Below are 15,881 nucleotides of genomic sequence, written 5' to 3'. Positions count from 1 at the left end.
CGGCGAAAAACCACCAAAACCGCATGCATGGGCAGGGACGCATTGCCACAGGGGTCGATGGTCGCGGGCGCACTTGCCGCATGACAAGCCCTGAATTCGACTTTGCGGTCTTCGGCTCCACCCCGCTTGCCCACATGCTGGCGGGGGTGCTGGCGTCCCGCCATGGGCGGCGCGTGCTGCTGGTGGGGGAAAGCCAGGCGGGCTATCGGCTGCCGCGCGGCATCGATCTGTCCGTTGCGCCCATGACCCGGCCGGAAAGCTGGTCCGTGCTTGGCCAGACCCTGCCCGAAGCCATTCGGCTGGTGGGGCGGATCGCCGGACGCAGCGGAACGAGCCGCGTCGACCCGGTCTTCTTTGCCGAGGGCGGTCGGGACAAGGAGGCCTTGGGCCATCTGCGCCATATGGCTGCAGGATTTGGCATCGCAGCCGAGCCCGTCGCGCCGTCGATGCTCGGCGCCGGCAGGAGTGGCGTCATCCTTCGCGACGCGGTCCGCATCAACAGGCCGGCACTGGAGGCAGGTCTCGAGCGTTGGCTCAGCCAAGCCGCTGTCGAACGGGTCAGCGTGCACAAGGCCACTATCGCCAATGACGGTCAGGTAGAGGTCATTGCCGCGGGCCAAAGCCACATTGCCCGACAGGCGGTATTGGCCGATGACGAGGCCATCATGGCCTGGCTGCCATTGCGGCAATGGCCGCCGCTGCTCCGGCGCCTGGCCTCGTCCAGCATATTGACGACACCGACCCAGCAATTGGCCGCCAGCGTCATGCTGGACCTTTCTTCCGGGGTGTTCCTGGCCCAGCAGCCCGAAGGCGGCATTGCCGCATTCGGGCCCGGCGACCTAGCCGATTTCTCCGGCCGCCTGCAGGCCCTGCTGGGACCGAACCGGCGCGTCGAACAGGCGGGACAGACCACATTCAAGGCGCTGGTGACGCAGGATGGGGCGCCCGCATTCGGGCGCGCGGCCGGCACCGGCGCCGATGTCGTCGTCGGACTGGGGTGCATGGGGGCCTTTCTTGTCCCCGCCCTCGCCCGATGGCTGAGCGGATCGGCCGCCCCCCATGAAGCTGCGTGGTTCGAGGCCCGGCTGATCAACCGGACGGCGCGGACGGCGCCGGTGGACGAGTGTGTGCCTGGACTGGTGGGCGAGCCGGCATGAGGGCACAGATCAACCGCCTGCCCGAGGGAACTGCCAAGGGATTTGCCGGCGCCGCTATCGATCGCGGGCGGCCGTTGCGGTTCCGGCTGGATGGCCGGATTGTCTCGGGCTTCGATGGGGACACGGTGCTGAGTGCGGCGCTGGCCTCGGGGATCGACACGCTGGGGCAGTGCCAGGGCAGCCCTGTCGGGCTCCTGCCCCGAGCCACACCGGCCATCAGCCATGCCAGTCTCGCTAATGACCCGCAAAGGGCCCTGCCGATGGCCCGGACGCTGGCCCAGGACGGTGCCGAATATATCACTCTGGGTGTCCGGAGGCCGGGCGCACTGACCCGCCTGTTCCAGCCTGGGCGAACCCTGGGCTTGCTGCTTGACGACCTGCATGCGCTGGACCGCCCGTGGCGCACCACTGCCGGGGCGTCGAACCTTTCTGCAGACCTGCTGGTGATTGGCGGCGGGGTCGCGGGCCTTGCGGCGGCGCTGGCCGGCGCCCGTGCGGGACTGCAGGTGATAGTGCTGGAGGCCCGGCCCCAGTTGGGCGGCTGTTCGGGGCTGTTCGGCACGCAGGAAGGCGAGGATACGCCGGAAGAGAGCATGAGCCGCCTGGCCGGCGATGTCGTCGCAAATGACGCGATCAAGGCGTTGACGGCCACGCGGGCATTTGCGGTGCGGCCGGGCCTGGTGCGGGCCCATCAGGTCGCCTCCGAAGCCGGGACTGTCCAGGGGCGCGTCATCGACATCAGCGCCCCGCATATCGTGCTGGCGACAGGGTCTCTGGAAAAGCTGCCGATCTTTGCCGGAAACCGTCTGCCCGGGGTTATCGGCACCCTCGACGCCTATGAACTGGCGACCCGGTACGGGGTCTGGCCCGGCCAGACGGCATTGGTCGCCACCTCCAGCAATCCGGCCTACCGGCTGGCCATGCTCGCCAGCGATGCCGGCATTGCAATTGGTCGCATCTTCGACACACGGCCGCGGGCCAGTTCGCGCTTCATCGAGTTTTCGCGGGCCTATGGCATGGTCCAGTCGCCGGGCACCACCCCTGCATCGGTGGGCATCGCCCGGGCAGGCGGGACATTATCGGTCCATCTTGACCGGCAGGGCGGTTCGACCATGGTCACCGATCGCCTCCTGGCCTGCGGCGGCTGGCAGCCCGATCTGACCCTCTGGCACATCGCGGGCGGCGCCAGCCAATGGCATGCTGGCCACGGTCGCATCGAGGCGATCGGGTCCTGCGATGGTGTCGCGCTGGCGGGCAGCGCGGCGGGCTATCTCACGCGTCTTGGTTGCATCCAGAGCGGATCGGACGCTGTGGATCAATTGTTGGGGCGTCCCCGGCGTCCCGTAGAAGACCCGGTCATCGATCCTCTCTATGAAACGCCTGATGGGCCGCCCGGCATTTCGGAGCAGAGGCCACAGGCCGCGCCAACCTATCTGGATGGCGGCGTCAGCCTGCTGCAGCGCCCTGCCCCGGCGAGCCGTCGTCGCGCGTGGCCATTCTGGCGTCATGGGCCAGCGGGCCTGACGGTCCTGTCCGAAGCGCCGCAGCCGCTGGCGATCTGCGATGTTGCAGCGGGCGTCGAACTCGGCCTTGTGCCTCCGGCTGCCGCCGGCGTTGTGGCGCAGGAACGAGTTGCCCTGGTCCCCCTGTCCCGTCGGGATGGTGACGATAGCGAGAAAGTCGACGCGGACGAGCAGCCGGGGGCTCTGGAGGTTCCGAGCTATCTCAGGGGCCGGTACGGGTCCGACGCGCAATTGGTACGGCTGGTGCCCGGCGAGCCGCGGACATTTGATACCGGGGCGCTGGTCTATCGCAGTTCGGACAATAGCCATCCGCTCCAATCCATCGGCGTGGTGCTGCGCCAGGGGGCGGGTGCGGCCATTGCGCTTGTGGCAGTGCCGGCGATCGCTGCGGGGCTACCGGTGACCGTACGCGACAAGGGTTCTGCCCTCGCGCGGATCGAACCACTGGAGCGCTAGCGAGCGCCGCGCGGCCGACCGCGGTCGGAATATGGCAAGCAGATCTTCAGGTGCGACGTTCGGCCGTTGCGCGTGCGCGTTTCAGCGTCTCGGCATAGTCGGCGTTGAAGCGGATCTCTGCCATCTTGATCGCGGCATCGAGCCGGGCGCCGGTCATGACATCGGCCGGGTTTTGCCGCAGCAGGTCGAGATTGCGCTGAATGTGCAGCTCCAGAGCCTGCCCGGCCTGGCTCCACGCCTGGTCGAAGGCAGCGTTGAGGGCCAGCGAGTCGCGGCAGTCCCGGACGGCCGAGAGCAGGTAAACACCGCTTATGGCGCCGAGAAGCCGATCATTGTCGATACGGTCGGCACCGTCGCGGGGACGGCGCATGGCCTGGTTGAGGTCGGTCACCACTTCCTTGAGGCGAGGTTCGACCCGATCCGACACCAGTTTTGTGATGGTCGAGAGCACCTGCGCCGTTCGGCTGCCGCGCGCGAACTCGATATAGCCGGTCAGCGACCGCACCAGCCGGTGGAACCGATCCAGGCCGCGACACGCAAGATCGATATCGGCAAAGGGGCCGGCCAGCTGCAAATGATGCAGCTGGTTCTGGGCATGTCCGAGAATGGCCTCGATGAGTGGGCCAAAACCGTTGCGCACGACGGCCACCTCGCTGGCATTGCCGGACAGCTTGATGACCGTGGTGATCAGACGCGTCGGGTTGGCGACCTGTCCGATCGCGGCATGAAACAGCATCGCCGCCAGGTTCGGGTCCTGCAGTGGCATGGATTGGAGCGCCACCCCCAGCGCGGCATCGTCGGTCATCGTATTGACCGCCTTGCCGAATCCCTGAGCCTTGGGAAGCAGGGCGCGGGCGCGCAGCGCCGCCATCACCTTGCCCAGCTCTTCGCGGGCATTTTCGCGGTTGAATTGCGCCCGCAGGCGCCGCATGGCCTCGTTGTCGGCGTCGACCTTGTCCAGTGTGGCTTTCATGCGGCCCAGCACATCGGGCATCAGCGGCTCGAGATCGGCCGCACCGAAATTGCCGTTGGCCACGCCATCTGACGAAATCAGGCCGGGACAGAGGTCTCTCACGACCCAGACCCAGGCAGCACTGGCGGCATCGACGCTGACCGAGCCGGCCAGGGCGTGGGGCACGGGTTCGTTGACCAGCACGGGATCAATGAGACCACAAAACGGCCTGCGCGCCGGCGCGGCAGTGCGAACGGGGACCCGCGCGGGCTGCGTTGCGGCAGCGTCGATGCTTTGTGCGGGCTGGTTCATATGCTCTTCAGGTCAGGAAGGACGTCACCATCGACCCTAAAGGGGCTTGGTAAACAATCCTTTTCCTGCCCGAATTCGTGAACGCTAGGCGGCACCCTGCACGACGTTCCACACGCCGTTCTGCTCGCGGCAGGCGGTACCCTTCTTCACATAGTCCGAACCACCGATCTTGACGGTGTGGGTGAAGTCGCGACAGTCCAGATTGTTGACGCGAACATAGGGTCCCACGGCAACCGTGCCGGTCGTGCCCTTGTCCCCGGCCCATTGCCGCGGCGCGCCGGGGCGGCCAAACTGCAGCGCATAGAACTGGGCGCTGTTGGCCTCGTTGGAATCCTTGGCGGTCATCAGGGCAAGCGCGGCCGGATCAACAAAGCCATTGGCGATGCTGGTTGTCAGCTTGGCCGTTTGCACGGTCTGGGCCGATGTGGGGACCATGGGCTGCGCGATGACGGGCTGGGTGACAACGGGCGCCTGGGCCACACGGCCTGTCCCCGTGCTCGAGCATCCTGCCAGCACCAGAGCAAGGATCGGAAGGGCGACGGTCGAAATGCGATTCATGAGCGATGTGGCCTCTGCGTGCAGTCGTTTGGTACTTGTTGTCGTAATGCGGCGAAAGTGCGTCAATTCCCGGTCGGTCGAACCAATCCGCCCAGCCGTGCGGTGGGCAGGCGCAACTCGACGAGCAGCCCCCCAAGCTGGGAGCGCTTGAGCTCAAGGCTTCCCCCGTAGACATCGACCAGTTCCTTGACGATATCCAGCCCCAGTCCGGTTCCCGGTGTCTTCTCGTCGAGTCTGACGCCCCGGCGCAACACTTTTTGCGCATCTGCATCGCTCAGTCCGGGGCCGTTGTCGTCAATGCGAATCAGAAGGTCGCGTCCCTTCTCGGTGCGCTCGCTCGAGAGCCGCACGCCAACCTGGCCCTTCGACCACTTGCAGGCATTGTCGAGCAGGTTCCCCGCCATCTCCTCCAGATCCGCTTCGTCGCCCCTGAACCAGGGCAGGGATGCATCGGGGCGCTGGAAGGCGATGGTCACCTCGGGATGAATCTTGCGCATGACGCGGGTGAGACGCAGCATGATCATGGTAGCATCGGCCTTTTTGCCGACCACCGAGGTGCGCGCGGCCAGGCGCGCCCTTTCGAGATAGGTCGAGACCATGTTGCTCATCTTCTCGGTCTCGGTCGATACCACGTCGGCCAGGGCGCCCTTTCGAGCATGAGCCTCATTGCGGAGCACGGCTATGGGGGTCTTGAGCCCGTGGGCGAGATTGCCCACCTGGTTGCGGGCGCGCTCGATGATCTGGGTATTGGAGCGCAACAGCTCGTTGACCTCTTCGGCGAGGGGCGCGATCTCGGTCGGATAACTGCCAGAGACTTCTGCGCTTTCCCCTTCGCGCACGGCTTCGACGGCGCGGCTGAGCTGGCCGATGGGACGCAGCGCAATGCGGGCGACGAAGGCGCTCATCGCCGCCAGCATCAGGCCCACCGCGCCCAGCACGATGAAGGTCTGGCCCCGGAAATCCGACACCAGTTGCAGAATTTCGGTGAGATTGCCCGCCACGGTGATGCGGTAGCTCTGCTGGTCGAGCGTGACCGTGCGCTGGACCATGCGCAATTGCGTGCCGAACGGGTCGTTGGTGACTTCGGTGCTGCGGCCGAACGCATCCGCCGCGCTGCCTACACCCGGCAGGTCGATGCCGACTACCGAGGTCGAGAGATTGACCAGGGCACCGTCCTCCTCGCGGATGATCCAGTACCAGCCCGATCGGGGCCGCTCGAAGCGCGGGTCGGCCAGTGCGATATCCGGGGACTGGGGATCACCGGCTTCGAGCAGCGCCCCGGCAAGGCTTTCGACGTGAAAGTCGAGCGTCTCGGTCAGCGTCGTGTCGAGGGCCCGGGAGTAGAGATCGGTCAGCAGAATGCCGGTGGTCACAAGGGCGAGCACCAGCCAGCCGGCGGAAAGCCAGAACATGGAGGCGGCGATGGAGCCCTTGCGCAGCATGTCAGGCCCTTGTCTGGTCGGCCATGTTGGAAAAGGCGCGCTTAATCGCCGAGGATCTGGTAGCCCAGCCCGCGCACCGTCTGGATGCAATCGTCGGGGAGCTTCTTGCGCAGGCGGCCGACGAACACCTCAATGGTGTTGCTGTCGCGGTCGAAGTCCTGGTCATAGAGATGTTCGGTCAGTTCCGTGCGGGAAATGACCTTGCCCTTGTGGTGCATCAGATAGCTCAATAGGCGCAGTTCGTGGCTGGTCAGCTTCACCGACTGGCCATCGACGGTCACCTTTCCCGAGCGTGCATCGAGCCGCACTGCACCGCAGACGATCTCGTTGCTTGCGTGTCCGGCTGCCCGGCGCACCAGGGCCCGCACCCGGGCCAGCACCTCTTCCATGTGGAAGGGCTTGGCAACGTAGTCATCGGCGCCGGCGTCGATGCCCTGCACCTTGTCGCTCCAGCGGTCACGCGCCGTCAGCAGCAGCACCGGCGTGGTCTTGCCGGCGCGGCGCCATTCCTCGAGCACCGAGAGCCCGTCCATCTGCGGCAGGCCGATATCGAGGATGATCGTGTCATAGGGTTCGGTGTCGCCGAGGAAGTGTCCTTCCTCGCCGTCAAAGGCCACGTCCACGGCGTAGCCCGCTTCCGTCAGCGCTTCCTTGAGCTGCCGATTGAGATTGGTATCGTCTTCAACAACCAGAACACGCATGGTTCGCCCCCCGCCAGGCCCTTGCCACTATTGAGCGTCCAAAGTCAGGTTTTGCGCCTGACCATCCGGGCTCAACACACCGATAACATATACCAGCGCGCCGCCTTCGTCACAGACCTGCACGTTAAGTATTTCGGCATTCGGGTCGACCCCCGCCCGGGCCAGCACGGCGTCGAGCGAGAGTATCTCGCCAGAAGACACCGCTTCCTGGATCTGGCGCTTGTCGAGGCATGCCTGCGCCTGCGTCGTCCCTGTGCTCGCAAGGGCCAACGCAAGCGCCAGGGCAAGGGCAATCGAGGCCGAGGGTTTTGGAGTGTTCGTTTTCATGTCCCGATCAATAGCGGCTGCAAACTGAATGGGACATGAATGGGGCAAGACTTGCCCGGTTTCCACACAATTGCCCTCAGGCTTTCCCGATATCCGCCTTGAGCCCCTTGCGCAGGAACAGGACGGCCAGCGCTTCGAGCACCAGGCTGCCGGCAGAGCCGCTGTCGAGCGTAGGCAGGTCGATGCCCAGCATCTGGGCCAGACCCGCCAGCAGCATGAAGGCAGCGACGATATAGGTCTTGTAGCCGGAAAGAATGTCCATTTTCGTATCTCCATTGGAGGTTGAGGAAGAAATGGGGGCCGCGGCGAGGGACGCAGCCCTGATGGCTGCGACCCGCCCGGTCCAGCCGCGTCCGAAAATCGCAAAGGTCGAGAGCGCCCGGAGAAAGCCGAGCCGGCGGTCGCAGAGCGCGTTGATCGTCCGGGCCGCGTCCGCGCGCTGCGTAGCACCCAGGGTCAGGGGCCCGACAACCCCATCCACCACGACGCCCAGCGTGGCCTGCAGCGTGCGGATGGCGCGATCGGGGCCGGAATTGACGGCATAGTCGAACACCGCGAGATCGACACCCGGCGGCAGGTCTCCGGCGTGGCAGGCGTCCCAATATCCCTGGCGATAGATTTCCGCGGCCTCGGCCCGGCCGAGCCCCCGCACGGCGGCTTTGGGCAGGTCCCACCAGGGCGACACGCTGCGCCAGCGGGCCAGCGTCTTGCGGGTAATGCCCATATTGGTCGCGCCGCCCGGATCGGCGGGATGGTCCACATAGCCGCCCTCGTGGCGCAGGACTTCTGCAAGGCACGCTTCAAAGCGATGTTCAGACATTGAAAGCTCCCATTGCTGCCTGCCCTGCCCCCAGCACGGCGCTCATCTGGGTGACGGCAAAGGTGAACGCCGACGCCGCACCCCCGAAATCGACAATTTGATCCGCCAGGGCGTAGTCGGCCGTCGGCGAGCCGGAGACCAGCGTGCGGACCGGCGTCCCTCCATCGAAAATCTCGACCTGCCAGGCCTCCGGCACATGCTCCAGCGCCGGCTCCGCGATGCCCCAGCCATCCGCGTCAGCGCGGCTGCGCCGGGTCCAGCGCAGGGCAATTGCACCGTCGGGCTGCCGGGCCGCCTTGAGATGCACAGGGGACAGCGGCCGCACCGGCCCCGTCTCGATCGAAACTGTCTCCATCGCAACGGCATCGCCTGCAGAAAACCGGATTGTGCGGCTTTCGCCGATCCAGTGCGGTTCGACCGGCAGCGTCGCGGCTCGGTTATCAAGCACCAGTACCCGTCGTCCGGCCGACACCGGTCCCATCGCCGCCTCCGAACCATCAAGGCCTCGCAGCAATTGGGTCAGTCGATATTGCCCGGCCCCCGTGAGTTCGGCCTTGGCAAAGCCAATGATTTCCCATTGCCCGGCGTCGGTCTCGACCGCGATCCGGTTGCTTCCCGCCAATGCCGAACCGGGTTCGACATCGGCCAGATGTCCCGCAAGGAGCCTGATCTCCAGGCTGGTGCCGCGATCCCATCGAGCCGGTGGGCCGGCACTCACATCGGTCAGCACCGTCCCGATGGCAGCGGGTCGCGAAAGGCTGGCCAGCGCGGCACCGGTGGTTGCGTCGCTGACCCGCACCAGCCCCGGCCATGGGTCCGCGAAAGCGCCGAGCACCAGCCGGCTCCGCGTCGGATCGGCCGGCAGGGGCGGCAGTTGCGCGGCCAGGACGAGCGGCGTGACAGGGGGGACGGCAAGGGTGGCGCTACCGCTCGGCCGGTCCACCCCGGTCGCTATCGCATCGCCCCGCGGCACCGCGCCAGCCGTTACCTGACGCACACTTCCGTCTCGGATCTCGGTGATCTCGAAGGGCCCCTCGGAGAGACCAGCCAAGGCAATCCTGTCCCCCGGCTCCAGCGCGACTGTGCTGGGGGGCAAGGCAAATTCGACCCGGTCACCACTGGACGAGCGGAGGTTGAGAAGGCGCTCGGCCGCCAGGCGCGCCGCTGCGCCGTCCAGCACCAGCGGCAAGCTCTCGGACACCAGCGGCCCCGTGCCGCCGCAATGCCGTCGCGGTTGCGGCCAGATAGTCACGCTCCCGATCGAAATGTCCCAGAGCCAGACGCCCCGGTTTTTCGGCGGGATCGCCACGGCGGCGCGACAGGGTCGGGGCGTCGGTCTGGGCGAGATCATCCTGCTCAATGAGCGCCGCCGTGACCGGTCCCTGTGCGAGGCCCACAAGCACACCACCGCGGGCAGCCAGTCGCTGGCCCGTCATCTCGAGGACCGGCTCGATGGCCTCCCGGGCCGTAGCTGGCGCGGACATGGTCAGTCCGCCGATCAGCGGCGCTGTGGGCACTGCCTGCAGATCGCAATCATGTTCGGCGGCAATCGCCATCGCCAGCTCATCGCTGGCCAGGGCACCCAGTCGCCCGGTCAGCCAGTGGCCCGTGCGGTGGTTGGAGCCGTCGGCCCAGACATCGGTCTGCGCAGGAAAGGCCGGAAAGGGCCGTGCATCCCAGGTCCAGCAATAGAGTCTGTCCGGGTCAACCATGCCGGCGGGATTGTTGGCCGGGTCAGTCCAGTGGTTGTGGTGAGCACGCAGCACCTGCCGCTGGATCAGGCCGTCCGGTGTGCCGCTGGAAAAATAGGGCCGCCCGCTCTCGGCGCTCTTCTCGTCCCCGAAAATATTGGGCTGGTTGGCCCCCTTATCGACGGCGCCACAGCCCAGTTCCGTCAGCCAGATCGGCTTCGAGCCCGGCACCCAGGCCGTTGGGGTCGGGCTGCGCACGCCGCCCGGCCGGTCATGGTGATATTGCCCCCAGAACGCGGCAATGTCCTTGACCCGCCAGACCCAGTGCTCGCCATGGGCTTCGTCGGTGATCGGCGTGCGCGCCTGCGCCCGCCGGTCGGCATCGCTGGCATAGTACCAGTCGAAGCCTTCACCACCCGCAATGTTTCCAGCGAGATAGCCCAGCTCATAACCAGTGGTCGCCAGCGCCGCATCAGCATGCGCTTCCCCGTCGCGCCAGTCGGCCAGCGGCAGGTAGCAGTCGATGCCCACCGCATCGACATCGTCCGATGCCCAGAGCGGATCGAGATGAAAGAACTTTTCCGTCCCGTTCTGGCAGCCCGAATATTCACTCCAGTCGGCGGCGTAGGTGAGCTTGGTGCCCGGCCCGACGATCGCCCGCATGTCGGCGGCCAGGTCAACCAGCGCCGCGACGAAGGGGAAGCTGTTGCCCGCCCCGCACACCGTGCTCAATCCCACCATCTCGGAGCCGATCAGCATCGCATCGACGCCGCCCGCGGCAACCGCGAGATCGGAATAGTGCAGCATCATGGCCCGATAGCCCGGCACAAACGCCGCCACTTGCGACGCCGCGTCGGCAGTGCCATCGGGCGACCCAGCCTGGCCCGGTGCCGGATTACAGGTCAGCCGGCCCCGCCAGGGATAGGCCGCCTGCGCTGTACCGCCATGGGGATCGGGCAGCGCATTGTCCTGGGGGATATCCATCAGCACGAAGGGATAGAGCGTGACCTTGAGGCCCCGCGCCTTGAGATCGGCAATGGCGGCCAGGACCGAGGCATCCGACGGCGTCCCGCCATAGGCCGGTCCGCCCTCATGGCTGGACACGACCTGGGCCACCTCCCGGGAGACCCCGGCCACCGACCAGGTCGCACCCTCTACCTGGCGCGTCGCGCCCTCGACCCGCGGCGAAACCGTACAGGTGCCGCAGCGCAGGTCGTCGCCGAACCAGCTGACGACCAGGGCAACATGTTCGAGGTTCGGGCACAGCGCCTGCAATTCGTCGATCGAACAGGTCCAGTCGCTGACGCCGGCGGCCAGATGCGCGTTCTCGCTGACCCCTGCCCCCGGCCCCAGCACCCGCACGCGCGGCACCGGATCATAGCCGAATTCTGTGGCGCCCGGGATCACCGTCACCGCACGGATCGCCGGTTCCAGATCGCCCACCACCCGGCAGAGCTCCGCCGAGAGTTGCGGAATGCGATTGCCGAAGCGGCTGAGCGGCAGGTTCTCGACCACGAGATAGCACAGCCCCCGATAGGCCGGCGCATTGCCAACGCCCTGCACCGCCTCGATCAGGCTGTCCGGCATCTGGTCGTCGTCGCCGTGATAGAAGCGCAGGTTGAGATCGCGCGTATCGAGCAATTGCCCGTCGGCCCAGATGCGGCCGAGCCGCGCCACCCGGCCTTCGCAGAAGCCGATGGCAAAGCTGGCCAGCACTTCCTCGGTGTCTTCGGTGGGGCCGAACCCTTTCGAGCCGGCCGTTTCGCTCTGATGACGCACCAGTTCGCGGGCCCAGATGATATTGCCGCTGAGCCGTCCCCAACCATAGAGGCGCGGCACCCCCAGCCCCTCGCTGGACGAACCGAGCCGCACATCGAACAGCGGTCCTTCGGCCTTGTCGCCGCCGAACAGAAAGCCATCAACGGCGCTGCCGGCCAGCGCGCCCAGCGCCCGCCCCACGGTCGCGCCGATCGGACCGCCCACCAGGCCGCCGACAAACTGTCCGGCCACCGAAAGTGCCAGTGTCGCCATGTCTATTTGTCCTTGTTGCACCCAACGACTACCCCGCCGCCCTCGGGCTCGACCCGAGGGCCAGCCGCGGCAGGCACCGTCACTTCAATTTAAGTAGATGGCGGCCCTCGGATCAGGTCCGAGGGCGACCCGGATGCGTTGCGAGATCGGCGCTATCGGGAAACCGGTAGCGCCCGCTCACGCGCTTCACCCAGCCGGCCGTCAGGTTCGCTTCCACCACACCCAGATGCTCCTGGGCATGAATGAACCGCGTTTCCGAAACCAGGATGCCGCAATGGCGCGGTTCGCTCAGGCCCGCCAGCCGGAACAGCACCACCTGCCCGGCCCCTGGCGGCTCCGACTCCGCAATGAGATAGCGCTCTGCCGCTCGCCTGAGCGCTGCCGGCTCGTCGTGATCGCGCCAATGCGCGCGATAGGGCGGAATTGCCGCCGGCTCCGCACCATAAAGCGTGCGCCAGACGCCGCGCAGCAGCCCGAGGCAATCGCAGCCCGCCCCGAGGGTCGCCGCCCGGTGCCGATAAGGCGTCCCCAGCCAGGCCCGCGCGGCTTTGACGATGTCATCTTGGGTCATGGCACCACGGCCCTGCCGTCCATGACATCGCCATTGCGCGGGTGGCGGAGCACATAGTCGCTGCCCGGAATGTGCGGAAAGCCCCTGAAATTGGCGGCATTGCCGAACCGCGCCTTGCAGGTGGCGAAGCGTCGGTCGCAGCCCGCGGTCACGACCAGCGCATCACCGGGAACGACCCATTCTCCCAGGCGCGTGGCAAAACCAAGCACATCGCCCTCCGGCGTGCGTCGATGGGTCAGCACCGGGTCGCGCACCCCCTCGCGCCGACCGCTCGTCCAGTGCCCCAGGCCGAAGGCAAACCAGTCTTCCGCGAAGCCGGAAAGGCCGCTCACGCGGACCTGGAAAGCATCGATTACGGCGGTGACGAGCGCCGATCCCTTGTGAGCGGGCAGGTCCAGGTCGACGCCGCAGCGCCCATCGCCGATCTCGGCATCGCACAGCGCCTGATAAACCCGGCCACGCCGCATATTGAGCGCCTGTTGCGCAGAGCGCAGCTCGGCGCGGAACACCGCGTCCTCACGCACGATCTCGCCGATCGCGTCCACCCGCAGCAGAAGCTGCTGCTCCGGCGCCGCCCAGTTCACCAGCCAGCTTTCCACCCGCGCACCGTCATAGCGGCCCAGCAGAATGTCATCCTCGGCAATGGCGAGGCTGTCGAGAACGCCCAGCACCTCACCGGTTTCGACCTGCTGGCCCAGTCGGGCCGGCATTTCGCCGCTGTCCAGCCCATGGGTGGGCGCACAGTTGGTGCCCTCGATCATCAGCGGCCGATCATGATCGGTGAAGCCGAGCGTCACGCCATCCGCACGGATGACCCGCCAGCACCGGGCCGTGGTCGTCTCGCCCTGTGCCAGATGCGCGGCGAAATCTTCTGGGATCGTCCTCATGGCAGGATCTCCACCAGCGGGATACTGGGCGCCTCGGCGCCATCGAAACCATTGAGTTCGATGTCGAGGCGATCCGTATCGAAGCGCACCGGCACGTCGAACAGGAAACCAGCGCTGACCACCGCTCCATCGGCGGGAGCAACATCGAAGCCGACCAGCCCCGTGGCCACATCGACGGTCCAGCCGCCTGGCAGCTCAACCCCATCGACCGCGATCCTCACGCTGCCCGCCACCGGCTTGGTGATGTCCCGCAAGTACGGGTCGAACGCAGCGCCATAGGTCTTGACCAGCTGAAACTGGGCACGAACCCCGTCGCCAGTGCCGAGCACCTGGTCGGTCGGCAATGGCACGAGCCCGCCGGAGGAATGGTCCAGCCCATCGCGCCACAGAAACCCGTGCAGCCGCCCGCGTCGCTCTTCGAAAAAGGCCAGCACGGCCTGCATGTCGGCGCGCGACTTGACGCCATAGCCGGCATTGTAGCGCCGGCGCGAATGCGCCCAGCGCCCATTGCGCTTCTCGCCCCCACCGGCCAGCGTTGTCACCTCAGTCCGCCGCTCCGGCCCACCCCGCGCGCCCAGCGCGATATCGAGCGGAAATCGTATGTGATGAAAGGCCATTTTTTGTTCCGCGCTGTCGGTTCCATCGCCTCCCTCCCCCTTGCGGGGAGGGAAGCTGAGCAGGACTTGGCTCGCCAAGTCCGTGGTGAAGCAGGGTGGGGGATCGTCAGACACCGCGTCCGCGTCGCACCCCACCCCAACCCTCCCCGTCAAGGGGAGGGAGCTAAATCGCGCGCGTAGCGAACATCAGCTTCCCCTCGTACCCCGCCGCACGGCGCGCAACAGCATCGCGCTCACTTCCGCCTCGCTGGCCGCAAAGCTGCGCGCGTCGCTGGCGGTGACATTGAACGTCACGTTGACCGCGCCCCCGCCGCCGGCCACGCCCAGCCGTCCGTCAGCGCCGCGCTGCAGGGGCATGATCGCCTCCGGCCCCGCCTCGCCGGCCAGGCCCATTCCCCTTCCCAGCGGGAAATAGCTTGGAGACGCAATCACCCCGCCCTTGGCAAAGGGCGTCACCGCCGGATTGGTCGATGCGAACAGGTTCTCCACCAGCCCGCCAACCAGCGTCCCCAGCGGCTTGAACGCGGCCTTCAGGGCAATGTCCGCAAAGGCCCGCCCGATGTCAGAAAGCACCGAGCGAAATGACTTCCCGTCCATCACGGCGCCACGAAAGGCCCGGCTCACCGAGTTGGCAACGCTGTCGGCCAGGTCGCCAATGCGTCCCAGCTCCACCGAGACATCACCGAGTTGATCGCGAAACTCTTCGCCAAACAGGTCACCGGCCATCGGGAAAGGTCTCCATTAGTCTCTCGAGCTCGTTTCGCCCCAGCGGGCCGGCCCGATCGCCCATGATCGCCCCCCAGGCTGCGGCCAGTTCGCGCGGCGTCATCGCCCAGAAGTCGCGGGGCGGCAGGCGCAATACGCCCAGCCCGAAGCGCATGGCTTCGCTCCATGGAAAAGGTCTCATTCGCCGTCTCCGAAAGTCGCCCTGAGCAATCGCACGGCAATTTCCGCCGCCCCGCGCAGGCCGCCCTCGACGCTCATGCGCGCCAGGTCGTCATCGCTGATCCCATTACCACCACCGCGCAGTCCCGCCCCGAGAATGGCCGTCAGGTCGCGCGCGGAGATCCGCCCCTCGGCGAAACGCTCCGCCAGGCCCGCCAGGTCCCCGGCACCCAACCGCGCCTCCAGCTCGGCCAGCGCGCCCAGCGTCAGGCAAAGCGTTCTCGTCTCGCCACCGATCTCGGCCGCGATTTCACCCCGATGAATGTTTGTCATTGTCTTCCTCCGCGCCGATGGGTCGGCTCCTACGTCTCCCTCCCCCTTGCGGGGAGGGAAGCGAGATAGGACTTGGCGCTTGCCAAGTCCGTTAAGTCGAGCAGGGTGGGGGAACGACGTAGCAGGGTGTGCGTGGCTCCCCCCACCCCAGCCCTCCCCGCGAGGGGGGAGGGAGCTGCATCGCGTCAAACCGCCACGAAGCTCACTTCGCCCGCGCTTTCCAGCGCCAGGTCGAAGGTCACTTCTCCCGCATGATCGGCCGAAAATTCCAGCGCCACGATCTGGAACGGTCCCTCCACCGTGCCGAAGCTGGGCAGGATCAGCTGCCAGCTGCGGATCGTGCCGGCAAAGAAGAGCGACCGGATCGTCGCGTCGGACGCCTGGTCCTTGAAGACCCCCGCCCCTGACACCGAAGCCCTCTTGACCCCGCCCCCGGCGAGCAGTTCGCGCCAGCGCCCGGCACTCTCCTGGTCGGTCGTGTCGACGCTCGCCGCATTGAAACTGAGGCTGCGTGTGCGCAGCCCTGCCACGGTGAGAAAACTCCCCGACCCGGTCTGGTCGAGTTTGAGAAGCACGTCCTTGCCACTCTGGGCTGCCATTTTCCTGTCCTTGCCTGGA

The 15,881-nt window shown here is 66.8% G+C and carries 16 protein-coding genes and 1 pseudogene; 2 read left to right on the top strand and 15 right to left on the bottom strand.

Features of this window, described 5'->3' with window-relative positions; all coding sequences use genetic code 11:
* Window positions 1–80: 80 nt before the first annotated feature.
* Entirely contained in the window at window positions 81–1,157 is a 1,077-nt protein-coding gene (locus K1X15_RS05185) for a hypothetical protein (RefSeq protein ID WP_220306439.1), read from the top strand.
* Window positions 1,154–3,136 carry an FAD-dependent oxidoreductase gene (locus K1X15_RS05180; protein ID WP_220306437.1) on the top strand — a complete coding sequence of 661 codons (1,983 nt, stop codon included), beginning with the start codon at window positions 1,154–1,156 and terminating at the stop codon, window positions 3,134–3,136. The genes K1X15_RS05185 and K1X15_RS05180 overlap by 4 nt, the downstream gene beginning before the upstream one ends.
* Before the next feature lie 46 nt (window positions 3,137–3,182).
* On the opposite strand, the gene K1X15_RS05175 is transcribed toward K1X15_RS05180, so the two are convergent.
* The 15 genes and pseudogenes from K1X15_RS05175 to K1X15_RS05105 form a co-directional block, all read right to left on the bottom strand.
* Complete coding sequence (locus K1X15_RS05175) at window positions 3,183–4,400, bottom strand: hypothetical protein (RefSeq protein ID WP_220306435.1); 1,218 nt, start codon at window positions 4,398–4,400, stop codon at window positions 3,183–3,185.
* A gap of 84 nt (window positions 4,401–4,484) precedes the next feature.
* A complete protein-coding gene (locus tag K1X15_RS05170) occupies window positions 4,485–4,958 on the bottom strand; it encodes a hypothetical protein (RefSeq protein WP_220306434.1) in 474 nt (157 codons plus the stop codon).
* Between the two features lie 62 nt (window positions 4,959–5,020).
* Window positions 5,021–6,400 carry an ATP-binding protein gene (locus tag K1X15_RS05165; protein ID WP_220306433.1) on the bottom strand — a complete coding sequence of 460 codons (1,380 nt, stop codon included), beginning with the start codon at window positions 6,398–6,400 and terminating at the stop codon, window positions 5,021–5,023.
* Between the two features lie 41 nt (window positions 6,401–6,441).
* Window positions 6,442–7,101 (bottom strand): response regulator transcription factor, encoded by a 660-nt coding sequence (locus K1X15_RS05160; protein WP_220306431.1) that lies wholly within the window; start codon window positions 7,099–7,101, stop codon window positions 6,442–6,444.
* A 27-nt stretch (window positions 7,102–7,128) separates the two neighbouring features.
* The gene (locus K1X15_RS05155) at window positions 7,129–7,428 is read right to left on the bottom strand and encodes a PepSY domain-containing protein (protein ID WP_220306430.1); all 300 of its coding nucleotides are present in this window, start codon (window positions 7,426–7,428) and stop codon (window positions 7,129–7,131) included.
* Between the two features lie 76 nt (window positions 7,429–7,504).
* Complete coding sequence (locus K1X15_RS05150; protein WP_220306428.1) at window positions 7,505–8,248, bottom strand: glycoside hydrolase family 108 protein; 744 nt, start codon at window positions 8,246–8,248, stop codon at window positions 7,505–7,507.
* On the bottom strand, window positions 8,241–9,047 hold the full coding sequence (locus K1X15_RS21580; protein ID WP_476700513.1) for a GTA baseplate fiber-binding domain-containing protein: 807 nt from the start codon (window positions 9,045–9,047) through the stop codon (window positions 8,241–8,243). The genes K1X15_RS05150 and K1X15_RS21580 overlap by 8 nt, the downstream gene beginning before the upstream one ends.
* A gap of 267 nt (window positions 9,048–9,314) precedes the next feature.
* Window positions 9,315–11,970 (bottom strand): annotated as a pseudogene (locus tag K1X15_RS21575) (baseplate multidomain protein megatron); the annotation flags it as partial.
* Window positions 11,971–12,082: 112 nt separating this feature from the next.
* Complete coding sequence (locus K1X15_RS05135) at window positions 12,083–12,541, bottom strand: NlpC/P60 family protein (protein ID WP_220306425.1); 459 nt, start codon at window positions 12,539–12,541, stop codon at window positions 12,083–12,085.
* A complete protein-coding gene (locus K1X15_RS05130) occupies window positions 12,538–13,428 on the bottom strand; it encodes a DUF2163 domain-containing protein (protein WP_220306423.1) in 891 nt (296 codons plus the stop codon). The genes K1X15_RS05135 and K1X15_RS05130 overlap by 4 nt, the downstream gene beginning before the upstream one ends.
* A complete protein-coding gene (locus K1X15_RS05125) occupies window positions 13,425–14,045 on the bottom strand; it encodes a DUF2460 domain-containing protein (RefSeq protein ID WP_220306421.1) in 621 nt (206 codons plus the stop codon). Before K1X15_RS05125 ends, K1X15_RS05130 begins: the two co-directional genes overlap by 4 nt.
* 186 nt (window positions 14,046–14,231) lie before the next feature.
* Window positions 14,232–14,771, bottom strand: coding sequence for a phage tail tape measure protein (locus K1X15_RS05120; RefSeq protein WP_220306419.1), 540 nt, complete (start codon window positions 14,769–14,771; stop codon window positions 14,232–14,234).
* Window positions 14,761–14,952: a rcc01693 family protein gene (locus tag K1X15_RS05115; RefSeq protein ID WP_220306418.1), complete on the bottom strand. Its 192-nt coding sequence runs from the start codon at window positions 14,950–14,952 to the stop codon at window positions 14,761–14,763. The genes K1X15_RS05120 and K1X15_RS05115 overlap by 11 nt, the downstream gene beginning before the upstream one ends.
* Window positions 14,949–15,263 (bottom strand): gene transfer agent family protein, encoded by a 315-nt coding sequence (locus K1X15_RS05110; protein WP_220306416.1) that lies wholly within the window; start codon window positions 15,261–15,263, stop codon window positions 14,949–14,951. The genes K1X15_RS05115 and K1X15_RS05110 overlap by 4 nt, the downstream gene beginning before the upstream one ends.
* A gap of 185 nt (window positions 15,264–15,448) precedes the next feature.
* Window positions 15,449–15,862 (bottom strand): phage major tail protein, TP901-1 family, encoded by a 414-nt coding sequence (locus K1X15_RS05105; protein WP_220306415.1) that lies wholly within the window; start codon window positions 15,860–15,862, stop codon window positions 15,449–15,451.
* Window positions 15,863–15,881 lie beyond the last annotated feature (19 nt).

The sequence above is a fragment of the Devosia salina genome, from assembly GCF_019504385.1.
GTDB lineage: Bacteria > Pseudomonadota > Alphaproteobacteria > Rhizobiales > Devosiaceae > Devosia > Devosia salina.
This window is presented reverse-complemented; position numbering and strand designations above follow the sequence as displayed.

Bases quoted from the DNA above. Each gene is read 5' to 3' on its own strand.
- K1X15_RS05155 (WP_220306430.1), bottom strand. From the start codon at position 7,428: ATGAAAACGAACACTCCAAAACCCTCGGCCTCGATTGCCCTTGCCCTG.
- K1X15_RS05165 (WP_220306433.1), bottom strand. From the start codon at position 6,400: ATGCTGCGCAAGGGCTCCATCGCCGCCTCCATGTTCTGGCTTTCCGCC.
- K1X15_RS05135 (WP_220306425.1), bottom strand. From the start codon at position 12,541: ATGACCCAAGATGACATCGTCAAAGCCGCGCGGGCCTGGCTGGGGACG.
- K1X15_RS05150 (WP_220306428.1), bottom strand. From the start codon at position 8,248: ATGTCTGAACATCGCTTTGAAGCGTGCCTTGCAGAAGTCCTGCGCCAC.
- K1X15_RS05130 (WP_220306423.1), bottom strand. From the start codon at position 13,428: ATGAGGACGATCCCAGAAGATTTCGCCGCGCATCTGGCACAGGGCGAG.
- K1X15_RS05160 (WP_220306431.1), bottom strand. From the start codon at position 7,101: ATGCGTGTTCTGGTTGTTGAAGACGATACCAATCTCAATCGGCAGCTC.
- K1X15_RS05105 (WP_220306415.1), bottom strand. From the start codon at position 15,862: ATGGCAGCCCAGAGTGGCAAGGACGTGCTTCTCAAACTCGACCAGACC.
- K1X15_RS05115 (WP_220306418.1), bottom strand. From the start codon at position 14,952: ATGAGACCTTTTCCATGGAGCGAAGCCATGCGCTTCGGGCTGGGCGTA.
- K1X15_RS05175 (WP_220306435.1), bottom strand. From the start codon at position 4,400: ATGAACCAGCCCGCACAAAGCATCGACGCTGCCGCAACGCAGCCCGCG.
- K1X15_RS05185 (WP_220306439.1), top strand. From the start codon at position 81: ATGACAAGCCCTGAATTCGACTTTGCGGTCTTCGGCTCCACCCCGCTT.
- K1X15_RS05170 (WP_220306434.1), bottom strand. From the start codon at position 4,958: ATGAATCGCATTTCGACCGTCGCCCTTCCGATCCTTGCTCTGGTGCTG.
- K1X15_RS05110 (WP_220306416.1), bottom strand. From the start codon at position 15,263: ATGACAAACATTCATCGGGGTGAAATCGCGGCCGAGATCGGTGGCGAG.
- K1X15_RS05180 (WP_220306437.1), top strand. From the start codon at position 1,154: ATGAGGGCACAGATCAACCGCCTGCCCGAGGGAACTGCCAAGGGATTT.
- K1X15_RS05125 (WP_220306421.1), bottom strand. From the start codon at position 14,045: ATGGCCTTTCATCACATACGATTTCCGCTCGATATCGCGCTGGGCGCG.
- K1X15_RS05120 (WP_220306419.1), bottom strand. From the start codon at position 14,771: ATGGCCGGTGACCTGTTTGGCGAAGAGTTTCGCGATCAACTCGGTGAT.